The organism is Nocardia concava NBRC 100430, assembly GCF_000308815.1.
Lineage (GTDB): Bacteria > Actinomycetota > Actinomycetes > Mycobacteriales > Mycobacteriaceae > Nocardia > Nocardia concava.
In genome coordinates this window covers 165,574-184,147 of sequence record NZ_BAFX01000124.1, presented here as the reverse complement: position 1 = coordinate 184,147, position 18,574 = coordinate 165,574, and the positions used below count along the sequence as shown (strand labels likewise).

Genomic DNA, 18,574 nt, shown 5'->3' with positions numbered 1-18,574 from the left:
CTCCGTTCTCGGAATCTATGGAATGTCAGGCGATCTGGGCGGCGGGCTCGGTGAGCAGTCCGCGGGCGGGCGTCACGATCCGGTGCACCAGCACGCCGACCGCCACCGTGAGCAGCACGAACAGCGGTGCGGCCCAGAGCATCCACCAGCCGCCGCCGGCCGGGGTGTAGACCGCGGCGCGCGGCCAGGCCAGGTTCACCGCCATGGCGATGCCCCACACCACGGCCAGGCCATTGATCGCGATGCCGTAGCGGCCCAGCGCGAACAGCTTGGTGCCCGCGGCGTCACCGGCGATATCGGCGGGCCAGCCCTTGATCCGGCGGATCAGCAGCGGGACCGTCACCAGCAGGTACGCGAGGTAGAGCATGACGATGCAGACGCTGGCCAGGGTCGCGAAGACCGCGCCGTTGCCCAGGTTCAGCAAGAGCAGGCCGATGCCGAGCACGCCGATCACCACGGCGGGCCATACCGGGGTGCCGAAGCGCGGGTGCACCGTCGACAGCTGCTTCGCGAACGGCAGCCGCCCGTCGCGGGCCATGGAGAACAGCAGGCGCGAGCCGGCCGTCTGAATCGCCAAGGTGCACACCGTGATCGCGCACGCCACGCAGGCCAGCACGATCTTGCCGGGCACGGTGGTCAGCTTGGCCTCGATCACGTAGGCGAGTCCGCCGCTGGCCAGCGAGCCGTCGGTCAGGCTCGGTGCGGCCATGAGCGCGCCCAGCAGGATCAGCCCGCCGCCCAGCGCGGACACCGCCAGCGCCGAGAGGATGGTGCGCGGTGCGACGTGGCGGGGATTCTTGGTCTCCTCGGAAAGCTCACCGGCGGAATCGAATCCGACCATGACATAGGCGGCCATCAATCCGGAGGCCAGGAACGCGGCCCAGTACGCCCCGGGCGCGGCCTGATCGGTCTGGGTGACCACGCTCGGCCCGCGATCGGTGTGGGTGAAGAACACCGCGATCACCGCGCACACGCCGATGATCTCGATGGTCACCCCCAGCGAGTTGATGCGCGCCATCCAGTCGATGCCCACCACATTGATGACCGTGGTGACCACCAGCAGGATGCTGCCCAGCAGCACCGCGTTCGAGGCCCCGTCGTGCGAGGTGAGCGCGGTATCGGTGCCGATGAGCTGGAATCCGGACCAGATGCTGGGCAGCACCACCTGCAGCGCGATGGCGGCGGCCGCGGCGGTCACGACCTGGGCGATGATCATCATCCAGCCGGCGAACCAGCCGACCACCTCCCCGGCCAGCCGGCGCGACCACTGATAGATGCAGCCCGAGATCGGGTAGCGCGCGGCCAGTTCCGCGAAGTTCAGCGCGACCAGGAACTGGCCCGCGAACACGATCGGCCAGGTCCAGAAGAAGGCCGCGCCACCGAAGGCGTAACCGAAGCCGAAGAACTGGAAGATGGTGGTCAGGATGGAGACGAAGGAGAATCCGGCCGCGAAGGAGGCGTAGCGGCCGAGCTTGCGGTGCAGGACGGGCTGGTAGCCGAAGCGCGCCAGGTCGGCACTGTCGGTGGAGGTGTCGGGCGGGCTCGGAGGGACTATGGCGTCGGCGGGGGCAACCATGGCGGCGAGTCTTTCGCGAGGGGAATATCTATCGATTGAAAGTTTTCCGTTCGCGATCGCCGCTGTGGTGACGGCGTTGTATCCGTCCCGTGGCCCGGCGTAACTTCTGCGTTGCGGGTATTTCTGTCAAATGACAGAAAACTCACCTCGCAGGTCGTCCCGCTGTATAGGACAGAATGGCTACGTGACCCAACTCGGACCCGGCCGTCCCCGACTAGAACCCCGCCGCCGCGCAGGCCAGACCCCGCGCGCCGAAATCCTCGACGCCGCCGCCGAGTTGTTCACCAGTCACGGATACGGCAATACCTCCACCCGTGCGGTCGCCGACGCCGTCGGAATCCGGCAGGCCTCGCTCTACCACCACTTCGCCGCCAAGGACGACATCCTCGACGCGCTGCTCGGCGAAACGGTCAGCACGCCACTGGAACTGGCGGGCAAGCTGGCCGACCGGCCCGAGCCCGCGGCGGTGCGGCTGTACGCGCTGGCCTGGTTCGACATCAGCCAGCTGCTGGCCAGCCGCTGGAATCTCGGCGCGCTGTATCTGCTACCCGAGCTGCGCAGCGACCGGTTCGCCAAATTCCGCGAGGGCCGCGACGCGCTGCGCCGGCATTACGAGGTCCTCTCCGCCGCGGTCATCGCCGAGGCCGGAACCGGGGCCGTGGCCGGGGCCGAACTGCTGCCGTTCCGGCTGGTGGAGTCGGTCATCAATATGCGTTCCGACGAGGGCGCGGCGCCGGAGTACGCCGAACAGCTCATCCCCGACGCCATCCTGCGACTGCTGTGCTGGAGCGGATCGCTGACCGAGACCCGGGCCGCCGCCTTGGAATTGGCGGCCCAGTTCCCGCCCGATCAGGACTGATCCGGCGAGCGGCGGCTCAGGACTTGCCCTTCGAAGTGCCCCACTTCAGGCCCCACCCGTAGGCCTGGTCCACCGCCAGCTTGCCCCAGAACTTGCGGCCGTCCGGCGGTCGCACGAACCGGGCCTCGCGGCGCACCACCAGCTCGCCGCGCACGTTCTCGATCAGCGCCAGCACCATCTCGCGCGAATCATCGTGGCAGCCGCTGACTTCCATCTCGATCGGCGGTGAATTGCGGGGGAACAGGGTCGCGGTCGCGTGCACGCCGCGGAAGTCCTGCGCGCCCTCGTAGAGCGAGGCGAACACCAGGATGCGGCGGAAGTCGGCGGTGTGGTCGAGATTGATCGACAGGTTCTCACCCGCGGCGCTGCCACCGGTCCGATCGTCCTGGTCCAGGGCGATGAACGGGGCCTTGTGCAGGTTGCCGAAGGTGTCCAGGGCGCTGACACAACCCTTGGTGCCGTCGGTCAGCTCCCAGAACGCGCATAGATCCAGGTCCAGACCGCCATTGCCGCGCTTGCGACCGAACAGCCCGCCCGAACTCGGGACCGACCAGTTCAGGTTCACCCGCATGATGCCGCCGGTCGCGCCCTGCTTGGTCAGGGAGACCGCCGGGGCCTCCTTGGTCAGCGAGATCTTGCCCAGATTGACGCGCGGCTCCTGCGCGGGCGGCGGGGGCGGCACGATCGGCTGCGGCGGCATGGGAGGCGGCGGGGGCGCGATCGGCTGCGGGGGAACCGGAGGTCGCGGGGGCGCGAAGGGCTGCTGCGGGGCGGCGGGCTGCGGGGCGGCGGGCTGCGGGGGAACCGGCTGGGACGCAGGGGCTTCGTTGACCGAGATGCCGAAATCGGTTGCCAGTCCGGCCAGTCCGGAGTCGTAGCCCTGGCCGACCGCGCGGAACTTCCAGCCGCCGCCGCGGCGATACAGCTCGCCGAGCACGAAGGCGGTCTCCGAGGTGGCGGCCGCGCTGTCGAAGCGGGCCAGTTCGGTGCCGTTCACATCCACCAAACGCACGTGCAGGCCGCGGAATTGGGCGAAGGTGCCGCCATCGGCGGAGGCGGCCACCACCACGGTGTCGATCTGCGGTTCGACCCGGGCCAGATCCACCGCGAGCGCGTCGACCACCTGCGGGCCCTGCCGCTTACCGAGATGCCGGACCGCGCCCGAGGCGTGCTGCGGCTGGTTGTAGAAGACGAAATCGGCGTCCGATCGGACCCGGCCGCCCGCGAGCAGCAGGGCGGAGGCGTCGGCGTCGGGCACCCCGGGTCCCGTCTGCCACCCCAGTTCGATCCGAACCTCGGACGCCGTCACCGGAACGTTGGAACCCTTCAGCATCGACACAGATTCCAAGTTATCCGATGCGAACCGGCGCCGTTCCGGGGCGAACGGTCCGCAAATGTCTAGCTGCCTGGACACCTCGACCTAGACTGTGGAACGGTCATATCGCACATTGGTGGCTAACGCGGTACATCGGGTTCTTCGGACGCAGTTCAGGAGCGATGGATGACGGAAGCTCAGCTCGATCTGGGTCGCAAGAAGTGGGTCACCCTCGGTGTCTTGGCCTTGGGCCTGTCCATGGTGGTGCTCGACGGCACCATCGTCGCGGTCTCCCTGCCCGTCATCATCAATGATCTGCAGCTGAATTTCACTCAGGCGCAATGGATCAACAGCATCTACGCGGTCGTGCTGGCCGCGCTGCTGATCACCAGCGGCCGCCTCGGCGATCGGCTCGGGCGGCGCAATATGTTCGCCCTCGGGGTGATCGTCTTCCTGATCGGTAGCGTGCTCTCCGCGCAGGCGCACAGCGCGTGGCCGCTGATCCTCGGGCGCATCGTGCAGGGCATCGGCGCGGCCGGGGTCATGCCCGGGACGCTGGCCACCATGAACGCCATCTTCCGGGGTCGCGACCGGATCATCGCCTTCGCGGTGTGGGGTTCGGTCATCTCCGGTGTCGCCGCCGTCGGCCCGCTGCTCGGCGGTTGGCTCACCACCTACTTCACCTGGCCCTGGATCTTCCTGGTGAACCTGCCGCTGGGCGCGGTGGTGTTGATCGGACTGGTGCTGTTCGTGCCGGAGACCCGGATGGGCAAGGCCGCGCCCGGATTGGACGTGGACGGATTCCTGCTCAGCGCAATCGGTTTCGCGCTGCTGGTGTTCGCGCTCATCGAAGGACAGACCTATGGCTGGTGGAAGCCGCTGCGGGAATTCCCGCTGGCGGGCTGGGATTGGCCGGCCACCGCGCCGGTGTCGCCGATCCCGATCCTGCTGGCGCTCGGGGTGCTCGCGCTGGTGCTGTTCATCCGCTGGGAGCAGCATCGCAATCTGATCGGCCGGTCCGCGCTGCTGGATCCGGCGCTGTTCAAGATCCCGAGCTTCCGGTGGGGCAATATCACCGCGTTCATGGTGGCGCTGGGCGAGTTCGGATTGCTGTTCGTGCTGCCGCTGTTCATGGTGAACGTGCTCGGGCTGTCCACCCTCGGCGCGGGATATGTGCTGGCGGCCATGGCCGTTGGCGCGTTCCTGGCCGCGGGGATCGCCGAAGGACTGGTGCGCAAATACGGTCCGGTGCGCGTCGTGCAGCTCGGCCTCGCCTTCGAGGCCGTGGCGATCGCGCTGACCGCCCTGTTCGTCACCCCGCACATCTCCGGCTGGTGGCTGGCGGTGCTGCTGATCGGCTACGGCATCGGGCTCGGCATGGCCTCGGCGCAGCTCACCGGGACCGTGCTCGCCGATGTGCCGCCGGAGAATTCGGGTCAGGGCTCGGCCACCCAGTCCACGGTTCGGCAGGTCGGTTCGGCCTTCGGCACCGCGCTGATCGGTGCGCTGCTGTCGGCGGCGCTGGCCCACGATCTGCCCAAGCAGCTGTCCAAGGTGCCGGATCTGTCGGATTCCGCCGCCGACACCCTGGCCACCGCCACGCGCGAATCGGCGGGTGGCGCGATCACCGGGGTGCGCGAACACCACGGGGCCACGGCCGTACTGGACGCGCTCACCCGGGCATTCACCGACTCGACCCGCACCACGCTGCTGGCCGGGGCGCTGTTCCTGCTGGTCGGACTGGCCTCGGCCGCGCTCATCCCGAACCGGCCCTACACCGGCGAGTCCGTCGCGGTCGACGAGGCGCCGAGCAGCTGAAGTGTCGCCGGGCAGCCGGAGTGTCTCAGAGCAGCTGACCGTTCGAACACAGACCTGATGAGCGGGTCGACGACTTCGGTTGCACCACACCGGGATCGAAGGTCCACTGCGAGACCGGCCCGGCGGACTTCCACAGCAGGCCGCCGCTGGTCGGCACCGCCTGGAAGACGTCCTCGACCCCCGGGATGAGCTGATCGCCCACGCAGTAGTCGTCGTAATCGGTGCCCGGCTGGCGGGCCCCGGCGCTGAAGCGGCCCACCGGATTCGAGTCCGCGCCCGGATTCGGCACCGTGCTCGCGCCGCCCCGGCCGCCGCGAATCCACAGCGGACCGGCCGCATCACCGCCGCAGGTGAATTCCCAGCCGCCCGCCACCACCCGTGAACCCGCCGGATGTGCTTCCCCCGCCCAGAGGCACGCGGATTCGAAGCGGGTATCGGCCACGGTGCCGAAGCCGAGGCCGCCCGTGGCCAGCGCGGCCGCGGCGAGCAGAGTAAGCGGTTTGATCACTGCAATCACCCTTGATTCGGTGTAATCCGGTTGGCGGAGCTGCCATTCAGGGATAGCCGGGGTGGTTACAGCGCGGGAGCGCTAGTCGATCAGATCCAGGGCGTGCAGGCGGCGGAAGACCATGAGCGATCCCGGAGCGACCTCGTCCATGGCCGCGTATTCGTCGAGGGTGAACCAGCGCAGTTCGGCGATCTCGCCCGAAGGGCGCGGCTCGTCGGTCAGCTCACCGAGGAAGCACGTCATGTGCAGCGGCGTGCCCGGCGCGTGCCCGTAGGCCTCGGCCTCGAACACTCCCAATTCGCTGACCGCGATGGTACCCACGCCCAGCTCCTCGCGAATCTCCCTGTGCAGGGCCATCTCCGGCGTCTCGCCCGGATCGATCTTCCCGCCCGCCATGTAGAAGACGGTCTTGCCGGTGGACCGGGTCTGCAGCATGCGCCGATCCCGGATATGAGCCAGCGCGGCGGTGCGAATCACCGGTCCACCCTATCGAGGTCCGGTAGCGCGGGGTTAGCGGGCCCGGTCAGCGGGTGGGCGGGGCGATCTTCCAGTGGCGCTGCAGGGCGTCGGCGATCTCCGGCAGGATGGTCACCGGAATCTTCTTCTGCCGCAGCATGGTCCGGATCTCGTTGACCTGCTCGCGCTTGCGCATGTCGTAGGCGCTGGAGATGGGCGCGGTGACCGGCGGAATCGACAGCAGCACCAGTTCATGATGCGGCTCGCTGCCGTCGTTGAGATCCAGCGCCAGCGACCAGCGCCCCTTCTCACCCAGCGCGAACCGCCCCGCCACCACCCGATCCCAGCCGAGCGTCGAACTGCCCCACGGCGTTCGCCGCACGATCCGCTCCTCGGTCAACTCGACCCCGTCCCGCCCGAACAGCGCGAACAGCAGCGCGATGGCGACGGCCACACCGAAGAACAACCCGGTGAACACACGATTCACCCCGAACACCCCGACCGTCCCCGCACACACGACACCCACCACGGCCAACCCCGCGACCGCGTACCCGGCCACCCGCCGCCCCGGCACCACGCCAGCTCGCACCATCGCCATCCGCCCTCCGAAACCGACTGCGGGCAATGTACCCGTGCCGGAGGTCCGAGAGCGCCGGACGTCAGCGTGTCCAGGCGCAGCCCCGTCGATCCGGTCGTCCATCGTCTCGCCGACGGTCCCAAGGTGTTCGCCGAGCTGGAGAACCGGGGCACCGCGGGCAAAAATGCGCTCGTCCCGGCATCGCTCAGGAAGTAATCTACGGTGCCCGCTACTTTCCAGGAGCACCCATGCCGCATGCCGAGCTCGAGCGCCGGCTCGCTGAATCGATCGAGCGGCACGGGGTGCCGGGGGCGCAGGTCGCGGTACTGGCCGGGGAGGAGATATTCGAGGCGGCCGCCGGGGTACTGAATATCGCGACAGGTGTTGCGGCGACGACGGATTCGGTGTTTCAGATCGGGTCGATCACCAAGGCCTGGACGGCGGCCCTGATCTTGCAACTCGTCGACGAGGGGGCGGTGGAGCTCGACGCGCCGGTGCGCGAGTATCTGGCCGAATTTCGGTTGCGGGACGAATCGGCCGCGGCGGCGATCACCGTCCGGCAATTACTCGGTCACACGTCCGGCATCGACGGCGACCTGTTCCTGGACACCGGGCGCGGCGCGGACGCGGTGGAGAAATTCGTGGCGGCCATCGCCGATGCCGCGCAGGTGCACCGGCCCGGGGCCATGTTCTCCTACTGCAACAGCGGCTACGTGCTGCTCGGGCGGATCGTGGAGGTGTTGCGCGGCAAGCGATTCGACGAGGTGCTGCGCGAGCGGCTGGTGACGCCGCTCGGGCTGACCCGGGTCGCCGCCGACGCCGACGAGGCCATCCTGTTCCGGGCGGCGGTGGGGCATCTGGAATCCACCCCGGGCGGAGCGCTGCGGCCCACGCCGGTGTGGGCGCTCCCGGCCTCCAACGCCCCGGCCGGTGCGCGGCTGGCGATGTCGGCCGGGGACCTGGTGCGATTCGCGCGGCTGCACCTGAATGACGGTGTCGCGGAAGGTATCCCGGTGATACCCGAATCGGCGGTGCGCGCCATGACCGTCCCGCACGTCGAACTGCCCGATATCGGCTACGGCACCCATTGGGGCCTGGGCTGGCAGCTGTTCGACGCCGCCGGATCCGGATTGTTCGGCCACGACGGCAGCACCCTCGGCCAGAACGCCTACCTGCGGATCGCGCCCGCCGCGGGCGTCGCCATCGCGCTGCTGGCCAATGGCGGCAGCGCGGCGGCGCTGTACCGGGACCTGGTGGGGGATCTGCTCGAGGAGTACGCGGGCATCCGATTGCCCACGCCGCCAACGCCGCCCGCGCGACCCCAACCGGTGGACGCCGCGCTGGTGGCGGGACGCTATCGCTCGGCCCTGGTCGAGCACGCCATCGAGGTGGACGCCGACGGCCGCGCCTGGCTGCGCACCACGCCGCTCACCGCCGAGGCCGCACTCGTCCCGGTGGCCGAACGCCGGGAAGTGCTCCAGCTGCGCCCCGACGCGCTGATCACCGCGGACCCGATCCAGGGCCGCCATGCCATCTTCGGGCTCGTCGGCCAGAACGGCACCCGCTTCATCCACACCAGCCGCGCGATGCCGCGGCAGCCCTAGTTCGGTTCGGGCGGGAGCTAGTTCAGCTCGGCGGCCGAGGCGACGACGACGCCGTAGAGGTCGGCGATGGTGGCCAATGCGCCGACATGCAGCTGCTCGGCGCTGACCTCGCCCGCCGCCGACTTCAACGGCCGGGTGGCGGAGGCGTCGGCCACGACGGTGGGCTGATTGCCGCGCAGGAACGCGCCCTCGGTGGTGAAGGTGACGCACATGTGGGTCATGAAGCCCGCGATGATGACGCTCTTGTTGCCCGCGGCGTCCACGCGCTCGGCGAGGTCGGTGTCGACGAAGGCGTTCGGAACCTGTTTGACCACAACGGGTTCGCCGTCGAGGGGAGCGACGCTCGGGTGGATCTGCCCGATCTCGGCATTGATGTCGTAGGGCGTGCCCGCGCCGCCGTCATTGATGACGTGGATGATCTTCGCGCCTGCCTTGCGGGCCCGGGTCAGCAGCTCGGCGGCCGCGTCGAGGGCGGGCTGCCAGCCGGTCAGCTCCATCACGCCGCGGGTGTAGGTGTTCTGGTAGTCGACCAGGATCAGGGTGGATTCGGCCAGCGTGGCCGGGGTCTGATCGAAGCCGCTGAGGTCGCGCAGGGTCTGGGCGGACATGGGGATTCCTCCGGGATTTCATGGTCCGAACCGCCTCGTGCGGTGGACGTTTTCCACGCTAGGGCGCGGCGGGCGTGTCGGAAATGTCATGTAACCTGCAAATCCGGACATCGACCGGCCGGAAGGAGAGCAGTGGGCACCATCGAGCGATTCGTCGTCATCGTGCTGTTCGATCGCGTCGACCTGCTGGACGTGACCGGGCCGCCCGAGGTCTTCGCGCTCTTGCAGCGAGAGATGCGGGGGGAGACCGGATATCACGTGGTGCTGGCCTCCGAGACCCTCGATCCGGTGACCACCTCGGCCGGGGTGCGGGTGCTGCCCGACGTCACCTTCGCCGAGATCGCCGAGCGCGGCATCGACACCCTCGTGGTGCCGGGCTCGGTCGAGGTGGACGCGGACGGGCGGGTGCGGGCGCTCAGCGATCCGGGCGTGGTCGAGTGGGTGCGCAGGTTGGCCGCGAAAACGCGCCGGATCGCGTCGGTCTGCGTGGGCGCGCACATCCTCGCCGACGCGGGACTGCTCGACGGCAAGCGCGCCACCACGCACTGGTCGACCGCGCAGCAGCTGGCGGCCGAGCACCCGGGCATCGAGGTGGACGCCGACCCGATCTTCATTCGCGACGAGAACGTCTGGACCGGTGCGGGACTCACCGCCTGCCTGGATCTGGCGCTGGCCCTGGTCGCCGACGACTTCGGCGACGCCCTCGCGCTGCGGGTGGCGCGGCAGCTGGTCATGTTCCTGAAAAGGCCCAGCGGGCAGAGCCAATTCAGCGTGTCACTCGAACCGATCTCGACCACGCGGCGCATCGACGAACTGCGGCACTACATCACGCGCAATATCGGCAAGCCGCTCACGGTCACCGATCTGGCCGCGCAGGCCCACGTCAGCGAACGGCAGCTGACCCGCATCTTCAAGACCGACCTCGGCACCACCCCGGCCGCCTACATCGAGTCCGCGCGTGTCGAATTCGCGCGCAATCAGCTCGAGACGACCGACAACACCCTGGAGCGGGTGGCGACCCTGTGCGGTTTCAATACCACCGATACCCTCACCCGGGCTTTCCGGCGCACGCTGGATACGACGCCGACGGAGTATCGAAACCGCTTCCGGATCAACTAGTTACGCCTCGAGGGCCACAGCCGCCTCGGCCGTGTACACCAGGAAGGTCAGGCTCTCCTGGAAGTACAGCTGCACCGACTCGGCATCGTGGGACAGGTAGCCGATGGACAGATCCTGACCCAGCTGCAGATCGAAATCGCCGCCGCGCGTGGACAAGACGAACGCGCCGTCGATGGCCGGAGCCCAGATGATCTCGCCGTCGATGAGCCGCTCGATATGCGTGCGGATCGGGTGGCCGTGGTCGGAGGTCTCGCTCACCGCGGTGTAGAGATCCGCTGACAGCAGCACCGAATACGGGCCGTCCACACCCGCGAGACGCAGCTTGCTCAACGCCTGCGCGACCGCCTCGGGGGCCAGCCGCGGATCGCCGGGCAGCTTCACCGGCTCGCACGAGGTGCTGGCGCGAATGCCGGTGATACCGGCGGCCGGGTAGCTCTCGAAAATTGCGCGGTCCTCGGCGAAGGCGATCTTCTTGGCGGCGTCCTTCACCGGATCCAGATCGGTGTCGCGGGACCCGCGCTCCACATTGTCGAGCTGCTCGCGCGACAGCGTGAACGGCACCCGCAACTCCACCAGCGGTACGACCACGCGCTGGCGGGCCTGCACACCGTCACCGGGGGAGTTGATGGTGGTGGTGCGCCCGGTGCCCACGGCGGAGTAGTCGGTGCCGTGCGGCCCGGACAGATCCACCACGCGGCGACCGGCGATGTGCCGCTTGAAGGTTCGCGTCGCCTCCTCCTCGATGGCCGACCAGGCCTCGGAGGTGATGGGCGCGAGTTCGCGATGCAGGTTGTTCACGTCAGCTCCTTCTCAGCGTCCCTATTCCGAGGGATCCATCCCCGGACACAACGCCATTGGTTTCCGAAGATTCCCGCACAGCGGCGGCCGCCGGGGCGGGTGCGTCCGGCAGCGCGTCGAAGAACCCCGCGGGCGGGGCGAAGAACGAGGTACCCGTGACGGCGGTGGAGAAATCCAGGATGCGGTCGTAGGCGGCGTCCGCGCTGCCCTGGAACATGCGGATCAGCATGTTCTCGGTAATCGCGGGATCATCGGCGTAAGCGATGTAGTACGTACCGAATTCGCCGTCCTTGACCGAGCCGAACGGCATATTGGCGCGGACGATATTGCCGATCTCGTCCTGATCGTTCACGGCCACATGGGAATTCGCGGGCTTCTCGGCATCGGACAGCTCGAAGTCGTCGAGCTTGGTGCGCCCGATCACCTTCTCCTGCTCGGTGGTCGACAATGCCTTCCAGGAGTCCAGATCGTGCAGGTACTTCTGGACGACGACGTAACTGCCACCGGCGAATTCGGGATCCTCGTCACCCACGAACGCGGCGGTCGCGGCGAGCTCACCCTCGGGATTCTCGGTGCCGTCCACGAATCCGAGCAGATCGCGCTGTTCGTAGTAGCGGAAGCCCACGGTCTCATCCACGATGGTGGCCGCACCGGTCAGCCGCTCGGCGATCTTCATGGCCAATTCGAAGCAGGCGTCCTGCGCTTCGGCCTTGATATGGAAGAGCAGGTCGCCCGGTGTGGCCGGGGCCTGATGCTTCTCGCCCGCGAACCCCGGGAACTCGTGCAGCTGTGCGGGTTTCGGCCCGGAGAACAGGCGGTCCCAGGCGGCCGACCCGATGCTGGCGATGCACGCGAGACCCGATCCGGGCGTCCGGAAGCCGACGGAGCGGCGCAGTCCGGGCAGGTCTGCGAGTAAGTCCCGCACCACCGCCTCGCCGCCCTCGTCGATCGTGGCGACGAGGAAAATCGCGGCCGGCGTGAGCGGATCGAGGATCGGCTGTGGCTCACCCATGATCACCAGCCTAGGCCCAGGCTCCGACAGCGGATTCGCCCGGTGGGCCCGTGTCGGCTCGCCCGGCGGCCCGGTGGCTACCGCACTACTTGGCGACGGTCAGCAGAAATGCCACGTCATCGATGGCTTTCACGCTGTGGCGGGCGTTGGGGATCACGATCAGATCGCCCGCCGAACCCTTCCACTCATTGGTGCCGCTGATCAAGGTCAGCACCCCGCTCAGAACCACGAGGGTCGCTTCGCCCGGATTCTCGTGCTCGGCCAGGCTCTGTCCGGCCGTCATGGCGATCACCGTCTGGCGCAGGCTGTGGGTGTGGCCGCCGTAGATGGTCACCGAACTGCGTCCGCTCGAGGCGGTGGACGCCAGCTTCAGCTGCTGGCGAGCGACCGCGGTCAGCGATTTCTTGTCCATGGACTGCCTTTCGCCGGAGTATCGCTGAGTATGCCGGACGCGACCGGACCGATCGGCGGTTTCGAGGCGTGTGTGCGGGAATTGCCGGACGTGGAATACCCGCGTTATCGGACTTACCGCGTATAACGGCGGAAGCGATAGCGGAGGCCCTTCGAGGACTCCTGCCAAGGGGACTCCTCGGCCTGCCATTCCGGATCGATCACAGGCGCCAGCGTGTCGCCGTCCACGTCGGCGTCCACCTCGGTGACCATCAGTTCCGTCGCGAAAGGCAGTGCGGCACGGTAGATCTCGCCGCCGCCCGCGATCCAGACCGATCCGTCGCCCGCCAGCTCCAAGGCTTCGGCCAGCGAGCCTGCCCGCTCCGCGCCCTCGGCCGACCAGTCGGCTTGCCGGGTCACGACGATATTGCGGCGACCTTCCAAGGGGCGGAAGCGCGCGGGCAGCGAGTCCCAGGTCTTACGACCCATCACCACCGGATGCCCCCAGGTGACGTCTTTGAAATGCGCCATGTCCTCGGGCACGCGCCACGGAATCGCGTTGTCCCGCCCGATGATTCCCTTCGGAGTCTGCGCCCAGATCAGGCTGATCGACCGGCTCACACGGCCACCGGGGCCTTGATGGCCGGATGATGCTGGTACCCCTGGATTTCCACGTCCTCGTATTCGTAGTCGAACAGCGACGGCGCGGGCCGCAGGTGCAGCTGCGGGAACGGGTAGGGCTCGCGGGTCAGCTGCTCGCGCACCTGATCCACGTGATTGTCGTAGATGTGCACGTCGCCGCCGGTCCAGATGAACTCGCCGGGCAGCAGTTCGGTCTGCTGGGCGACCATCTGGGTGAGCAGCGCGTAGCTGGCGATATTGAACGGCACGCCCAGGAACAGGTCGGCGCTGCGCTGATACAGCTGGCACGACAGCTTGCCGTCGGCGACATAGAACTGGAAGAAGGCGTGGCAGGGGGCCAGCGCCATCTTGTCCAGCTCCGCGACATTCCACGCCGAGACGATCATGCGGCGCGAATCCGGATCGGTGCGCAGCGTCTGCAACACCTGCGAGATCTGATCGATGTGGGTGCCGTCCGGGGTGGGCCAGGACCGCCACTGCACGCCGTAGACCGGACCCAATTCGCCATTGCGGTCGGCCCATTCGTCCCAGATGGTGACGCCGTTCTCCTGCAGCCACTTCACGTTCGAATCGCCGCGCAGGAACCACAGCAACTCGTAGACGATCGACTTGAGATGCACCTTCTTGGTGGTGATCAGCGGAAAGCCCTGGGACAGGTCGTAGCGCAGCTGATGTCCGAAGATGCTGCGGGTGCCGGTTCCGGTCCGATCCGCCTTGGGGGTGCCGGACTCCAGGACCAGTCGGAGCAGGTCCTCGTACTGGGTATCTCGGGCGCTCTCCACGCCTGGCAAGCTTACGCACCGTGCGGAAGTTGTATGTGATCGGAATCGGGGCGGGGGACCCGGACCAGGTGACGGTGCAGGCCATCAAGGCGATGCGCCGGGCAAACGTGTTCTTCGTCATCGGCAAGGGCGCCGAGAAGCAGGAACTGGTGGACGTGCGCGCCACCATCCTGGCCGAGCACGCCGACCAGCCGCACACGGTCGTGGAAATCGCCGACCCGCCCCGCGATCGCACCGTCCCCGCCAGCCGCGCCGACGCCGCCTACCAGGGCGCGGTCTCGGACTGGCACGAGGCGCGCGCCGAACTCCTCGAACGGGCCTTCGCCGAAACCGACGGCGTGGGCGCCATTCTCGTCTGGGGCGACCCGTCCCTCTACGACAGCACCCTCCGCATCGTCGAGCGCGTCCTCGAACGCGGCCGCATCACCTTCGACTACGAGGTGATCCCCGGCATCACCAGCGTCCAATCCCTGGCCGCCGCCCACCGCATCGTCCTGCACGAAATCGGCGAACCCGTCCACATCACCACCGGCCGCAAACTCCGCGAAGAGGGTTTGGCCGACGGGCAGTCGACACTCGTGATGCTCGACGGCGACTGCTCCTTCACCCAACTCCCTGGCGACGACATCCACATCTGGTGGGGCGCCTACGTAGGCATGCCGGACGAACTCATCATCGAAGGCCCCCTCCGCAAGGTCGAAGACGACATCGTCCACCGCCGCGCCGCCTTGCGCCAGGCCAAAGGCTGGATCATGGACATCTACTTGCTCCGCCGCTCCGTGGATTTGGATGAGGTCGCGGAGTATGTCGAGACGCACGACCTGTCCGATTCCATGGAAACCGGCACCGTCGAATCCGACTGAGCGCGCTTGCGGATCAGTCGCGGGCCGCGCGGGCGCGCTCTATCTCGTTGATGTGGGTCTCGGTCCATTCGCGCAGGGCGGCGATGGGTTCGGCGAGGCTGCGGCCCAGCGGGGTGAGTTCGTATTCCACGCGCGGGGGGATGGTGGGATGGACTGTGCGGGTGAGGAATCCGTCGGATTCCAGGCTGCGCAGGGTTTGGGTGAGCATCTTCTGGGAGACGCCGCCGATGCGGCGGGACAGGTCGGTGTAGCGCATGGTGCCCTGCTGCATCAGCGAATCGATCACCAGGACAGTCCATTTGCCCGCGATGTGGTCGAGGACCTGCCGGGTGGGGCATTTGGCCGAGTAGCAGTCGGCGGCAAGGCCTGAGGATTCGACGGTTGTCACCTTTTCGAGAGTAGCGCACTAATTAGTGCCTACTTCCCGATCGAGCGCCACTCTCTGATAGTTAGTGACATGACACAGCTGAGCGTCGCCGACGCGATCCGCACCCGCCGCACCGTCCGCCACTACCGCCCCGATCCGGTCCCGGCCGAGGCCCTCGAAACCCTGGTGGAGCTGGCCATGGAAGCCCCTTCGAGCTGGAACTTGCAGGACCGATCCGTGGTCGTGGTCACCGACCCCGCCGGGTGCGAGGGACTGACCTGGGCCACCGGCGGGCAGCCGCAGCCGCAGGAGGCTCCGGTCATGCTGGTGTTCGTCGCCGAACCGCAGGCGTGGCGCGGCGACCGCACCGACATCTTCGACCTGGCGCGGGATAACCGCGCCTGGAGTGAGGAGTTCATCGCCGGATTCGCGGCCGCTTCCACCGAATTCCAGCAGGGCCTGGCCGAGCGGGAGCTGCTGCGCGAATACGCGGTCAAGGACGCCATGATCGCGGCGACCTATGTCATGCTGGCCGCCACCGAACTGGGCCTGGCCACCTCGCCGATGAACGGGTGGGACGAGGCGAAGGTCAAGAAGGTGATCGGGATCGAGGATCGGGACGATCTGGCCATCGCACTGCTCGTCTCGGTCGGCTACCCCGCCGAACGCCGTGAGCACCCCGGCCGCCGCCCCCGCGCACAGACGGTATTCCACGGCACCTACACCAAATCCGGCCCCGAGGGTGGCGTCTGACTCGCCCCGATCAGTGGAAGGACAGTGTCGGTCCTGGTCGGTAGGCTGCGGGAGTGCCCGAATTACCGGAGATCGTGGCGCTCGAGCAGTTTCTGGCCGAGCATGCGGTGGGTGCGGTCGTGGGACGGGTCGATGTCGCCGCGCTGAGTGTGCTGAAGACCTTCGATCCGCCGGCGACCGCGCTGCAGGGGCGTGACGTGACCGGGGTCGGTCACTGGGGGAAGCATCTCGGGATGGATTGCGGCGGGCTGTGGTTGATCACGCACCTGTCGCGGGGCGGCTGGCTGCGGTGGATCGACGAGCCGGGAGCCAGTCCGCCGAAGCCCGGGAAGGGGCCGCTGGCGCTGCGGGTGCATTTCTTCACCCCCGAAGGGGCCACGCCCGCTTTCGATCTCACCGAGGCGGGCACCAAGAAGCGGCTGGCGGTGTGGGTGACCGAGGATCCGCTGTCGGTGCCCGGCATCGCGCGACTGGGCCCCGACGCGCTCGCGGTGAGCGAACCCGAATTCGCCGAGATCCTGCACGGCACCTCGCAGCGCGTGAAGAACGCCCTCACCGACCAGACCCTGCTGGCCGGCATCGGCAACGCCTACTCCGACGAAATCCTGCACACCGCAAAGCTTTCCCCGTTCGCGAACTCCCGCACCCTGGACCCGGAAGAGCTGTCCCGCCTGTACTCGGCCATGCGCGCCACCCTCTCCGACGCCATCCAGCGCTCGGTAGGCCAGGACGCCGCCCGCCTGAAGGGCGAGAAGCGTTCCGGCTTCCAGGTCCACGCCCGCACCGGCCTCCCCTGCCCCGTCTGCGGCGACACCGTCCGCGAAGTCTCCTTCGCCGACAAGTCCTTCCAGTACTGCCCCACCTGCCAAACGGCCGGCAAAATCCTCGCCGACCGCCGCATGTCCCGCCTCCTCAAATAGCGTGAGAATGCACTGACGGACAAAAATGTCCGAATTTTTGTGCGCCAGTGCATTCTCGGCGGCTACACGGTTACTGGGGTGGTGCACCTCTGGAGGACGTGAGCTGGGATCTCGATGTCGGGGGCCAGGTCGTCGGAGGAGATGGGGGCGTCGAAGACCGTGCGCATCGGCAGCACTCCGGCCCAGACTCCGCCCGCGGCAATGTCTTCCGCGTCGTCGCGGGGGCCACCGGTGCGGACCTTGACCGAGGCCTCGGTGAGGTCTACGGCCAGGACCAGGGTGGCGGCCATTTCCTTCTTGTTGGGGGAGCGGACGGCGTCCCAGGCGCCGGGGGCGGCCTGTTCGACGATGACGCGCAGGGCGTGCATGCGCTCGTCGGGGTCGGTGAGTTCGACCGGGCGGGCGTGGATGACGGCCGAGCGGTAGTTCATCGAGAAGTGCATGGCCGAGCGGGCGTAGACGATGCCGTCGAGGTGGGTGACGGTCAGCGAGACGTCGCCGGTCATGGCCGCGCGCAGGTTGCCGGAGCCGGTGGAGCCGTGCAGGTAGAGGGTGTCGCCGTCGCGGCCGTAGATGGTGGGGATGACGACGGGGGTGCCGTGCAGGACGACGCCGAGGTGGCAGAGCATGCCGGCGTCGAGCACCGCGTCCAGGTCGGCGCGGTCGCTGCGACCCCGCTCCTTGGACCGGGTGAGGCTGCTGCGGAGGGTGGGTGACAAAGGCGCCCGCGTCGAAGACGATGGTGTCCGAGTCGAAGCTGTCTCACTCATGAGACCAGTTTCGCGGGGGAAATGGCATTGCTGAATAGCCAATTCTGCGTCGGATTCGAAGACCACTTTGGGGGAGAAGTGCCGTTCACGCTCGCACATCCGGCCGCCGTGCTGCCGCTGCGGCGGGTGCTGTGGTTTCCGGGGTTGGTCGCGGGGAGCCTCGCGCCGGACCTGCCGTACTACCTGCCGATCGGGATCGACGGGGAGCTGACGCACTCGGTGCCGGGGTTGCCGGTGGATGTGCTGCTGGGCGGGGTACTGGTGGCGATCGCCTGGGTATTGCGCAGGCCCGTCGAGGGCATGGTGGGCAGGGCTGCCACCCTCACCCGGCCGAGTGTGCCGGGGGCCGTGGCGGCGCTGCTGATCGGGGCGGTCACCCACCTGGTCTGGGATGCCTTCACCCATACCGACGGCGTCGCGGTGCGGCACTGGGAAGTGTTGCGGGAGTCGGTGATCGGACCGCACCGGGTCTACAACGTGATCGGCTACGTCTCCTCGATCGCCGGAATGGCGCTGCTCGCGGGCTATCTGATCGCCTGGTACCGCCGTGCCCAGCCCGTCGCCCCAGACCCCCACCGCGCCCGGGTTGTGCTGTCGCTCAGCGTCGTAGCGATACTCGCCGGTCTCCTAGCGCGAACCGATCCGGTGGCGCGGATCAGCCTCTACGATTGCGTGCGGCACATGATGATCTACGCAATCACCAGCGCCGCCACGGGTTTCGTGTTGTATGCGCTCGTGTCCGCGGCCGCTTCGGCCTCCAGGGGAAATCGTTGACCCCGCTCGAACATCCGCCCACCGACCCGGAGGTCGCACTGCTGCGCTGAGTGGCATGCTGGA

Annotated in this window: 21 protein-coding genes; 8 read left to right on the top strand and 13 right to left on the bottom strand. The window is 68.1% G+C overall.

Annotated elements, in window-relative coordinates; all coding sequences use genetic code 11:
- Positions 1-25 precede the first annotated feature (25 nt).
- Positions 26-1,576 carry an amino acid permease gene (locus ON43_RS29965; RefSeq protein WP_040812860.1) on the bottom strand — a complete coding sequence of 517 codons (1,551 nt, stop codon included), beginning with the start codon at positions 1,574-1,576 and terminating at the stop codon, positions 26-28.
- Between the two features lie 184 nt (positions 1,577-1,760).
- Between ON43_RS29965 and ON43_RS29960 the strand changes: the two genes are divergently transcribed.
- Positions 1,761-2,435, top strand: coding sequence for a TetR/AcrR family transcriptional regulator (locus ON43_RS29960; RefSeq protein ID WP_040812859.1), 675 nt, complete (start codon positions 1,761-1,763; stop codon positions 2,433-2,435).
- A 16-nt stretch (positions 2,436-2,451) separates the two neighbouring features.
- On the opposite strand, the gene ON43_RS29955 is transcribed toward ON43_RS29960, so the two are convergent.
- Positions 2,452-3,768 (bottom strand): TerD family protein, encoded by a 1,317-nt coding sequence (locus tag ON43_RS29955; RefSeq protein WP_051179434.1) that lies wholly within the window; start codon positions 3,766-3,768, stop codon positions 2,452-2,454.
- A gap of 168 nt (positions 3,769-3,936) precedes the next feature.
- Between ON43_RS29955 and ON43_RS29950 the strand changes: the two genes are divergently transcribed.
- Positions 3,937-5,568 (top strand): MFS transporter, encoded by a 1,632-nt coding sequence (locus ON43_RS29950; protein ID WP_040812857.1) that lies wholly within the window; start codon positions 3,937-3,939, stop codon positions 5,566-5,568.
- A 25-nt stretch (positions 5,569-5,593) separates the two neighbouring features.
- Here ON43_RS29950 and ON43_RS29945 read toward each other — a convergent pair whose 3' ends face one another.
- The 3 genes from ON43_RS29945 to ON43_RS29935 form a co-directional block, all read right to left on the bottom strand.
- Complete coding sequence (locus ON43_RS29945) at positions 5,594-6,076, bottom strand: hypothetical protein (protein ID WP_040812856.1); 483 nt, start codon at positions 6,074-6,076, stop codon at positions 5,594-5,596.
- A gap of 81 nt (positions 6,077-6,157) precedes the next feature.
- Entirely contained in the window at positions 6,158-6,553 is a 396-nt protein-coding gene (locus ON43_RS29940; RefSeq protein WP_040812855.1) for an NUDIX hydrolase, read from the bottom strand.
- A 46-nt stretch (positions 6,554-6,599) separates the two neighbouring features.
- Positions 6,600-7,124 (bottom strand): hypothetical protein, encoded by a 525-nt coding sequence (locus tag ON43_RS29935; RefSeq protein WP_245568805.1) that lies wholly within the window; start codon positions 7,122-7,124, stop codon positions 6,600-6,602.
- Positions 7,125-7,357: 233 nt separating this feature from the next.
- Here ON43_RS29935 and ON43_RS29930 point away from each other — a divergent pair, with 233 nt between their 5' ends.
- Entirely contained in the window at positions 7,358-8,713 is a 1,356-nt protein-coding gene (locus ON43_RS29930; protein ID WP_040812853.1) for a serine hydrolase domain-containing protein, read from the top strand.
- 17 nt (positions 8,714-8,730) lie between these two features.
- On the opposite strand, the gene ON43_RS29925 is transcribed toward ON43_RS29930, so the two are convergent.
- Positions 8,731-9,321: a cysteine hydrolase family protein gene (locus ON43_RS29925; RefSeq protein ID WP_040812851.1), complete on the bottom strand. Its 591-nt coding sequence runs from the start codon at positions 9,319-9,321 to the stop codon at positions 8,731-8,733.
- A 132-nt stretch (positions 9,322-9,453) separates the two neighbouring features.
- On the opposite strand from ON43_RS29925, the gene ON43_RS29920 reads away from it, so the two are divergent.
- Positions 9,454-10,440 carry a GlxA family transcriptional regulator gene (locus ON43_RS29920; protein WP_040812849.1) on the top strand — a complete coding sequence of 329 codons (987 nt, stop codon included), beginning with the start codon at positions 9,454-9,456 and terminating at the stop codon, positions 10,438-10,440.
- Here the strand turns inward: ON43_RS29920 and ON43_RS29915 are convergent, their stop codons facing one another.
- The 5 genes from ON43_RS29915 to ON43_RS29895 all read right to left on the bottom strand — a co-directional run bounded on the left by ON43_RS29915 (position 10,441) and on the right by ON43_RS29895 (position 14,064).
- A complete protein-coding gene (locus ON43_RS29915; RefSeq protein ID WP_040812848.1) occupies positions 10,441-11,238 on the bottom strand; it encodes a family 1 encapsulin nanocompartment shell protein in 798 nt (265 codons plus the stop codon).
- A 1-nt stretch (position 11,239) separates the two neighbouring features.
- Entirely contained in the window at positions 11,240-12,250 is a 1,011-nt protein-coding gene (locus ON43_RS29910; protein WP_040812968.1) for a Dyp-type peroxidase, read from the bottom strand.
- Positions 12,251-12,335: 85 nt separating this feature from the next.
- Positions 12,336-12,662 (bottom strand): cupin domain-containing protein, encoded by a 327-nt coding sequence (locus tag ON43_RS29905; protein WP_040812846.1) that lies wholly within the window; start codon positions 12,660-12,662, stop codon positions 12,336-12,338.
- A 113-nt stretch (positions 12,663-12,775) separates the two neighbouring features.
- Positions 12,776-13,261: a dihydrofolate reductase gene (locus ON43_RS29900; protein ID WP_040812844.1), complete on the bottom strand. Its 486-nt coding sequence runs from the start codon at positions 13,259-13,261 to the stop codon at positions 12,776-12,778.
- Positions 13,258-14,064: a thymidylate synthase gene (locus tag ON43_RS29895; protein ID WP_040812842.1), complete on the bottom strand. Its 807-nt coding sequence runs from the start codon at positions 14,062-14,064 to the stop codon at positions 13,258-13,260. The genes ON43_RS29900 and ON43_RS29895 overlap by 4 nt, the downstream gene beginning before the upstream one ends.
- A gap of 20 nt (positions 14,065-14,084) precedes the next feature.
- On the opposite strand from ON43_RS29895, the gene cobF reads away from it, so the two are divergent.
- The gene (cobF, locus tag ON43_RS29890) at positions 14,085-14,927 is read left to right on the top strand and encodes a precorrin-6A synthase (deacetylating) (RefSeq protein WP_083913827.1); all 843 of its coding nucleotides are present in this window, start codon (positions 14,085-14,087) and stop codon (positions 14,925-14,927) included.
- Positions 14,928-14,940: 13 nt separating this feature from the next.
- On the opposite strand, the gene ON43_RS29885 is transcribed toward cobF, so the two are convergent.
- Entirely contained in the window at positions 14,941-15,315 is a 375-nt protein-coding gene (locus tag ON43_RS29885) for a winged helix-turn-helix transcriptional regulator (RefSeq protein WP_040812840.1), read from the bottom strand.
- A 69-nt stretch (positions 15,316-15,384) separates the two neighbouring features.
- On the opposite strand from ON43_RS29885, the gene ON43_RS29880 reads away from it, so the two are divergent.
- Both ON43_RS29880 and ON43_RS29875 read left to right on the top strand, forming a co-directional pair.
- Positions 15,385-16,047 carry a nitroreductase family protein gene (locus ON43_RS29880; RefSeq protein ID WP_040812838.1) on the top strand — a complete coding sequence of 221 codons (663 nt, stop codon included), beginning with the start codon at positions 15,385-15,387 and terminating at the stop codon, positions 16,045-16,047.
- A 53-nt stretch (positions 16,048-16,100) separates the two neighbouring features.
- Positions 16,101-16,967, top strand: coding sequence for an Fpg/Nei family DNA glycosylase (locus ON43_RS29875; RefSeq protein ID WP_040812836.1), 867 nt, complete (start codon positions 16,101-16,103; stop codon positions 16,965-16,967).
- A 62-nt stretch (positions 16,968-17,029) separates the two neighbouring features.
- On the opposite strand, the gene ON43_RS29870 is transcribed toward ON43_RS29875, so the two are convergent.
- Positions 17,030-17,737, bottom strand: a complete 708-nt coding sequence (locus ON43_RS29870; protein ID WP_051179433.1) for a pyridoxamine 5'-phosphate oxidase family protein — start codon at positions 17,735-17,737, stop codon at positions 17,030-17,032.
- A gap of 78 nt (positions 17,738-17,815) precedes the next feature.
- On the opposite strand from ON43_RS29870, the gene ON43_RS29865 reads away from it, so the two are divergent.
- Positions 17,816-18,511 carry a DUF4184 family protein gene (locus ON43_RS29865; RefSeq protein ID WP_040812832.1) on the top strand — a complete coding sequence of 232 codons (696 nt, stop codon included), beginning with the start codon at positions 17,816-17,818 and terminating at the stop codon, positions 18,509-18,511.
- The last annotated feature ends 63 nt before the right edge of the window (positions 18,512-18,574 follow it).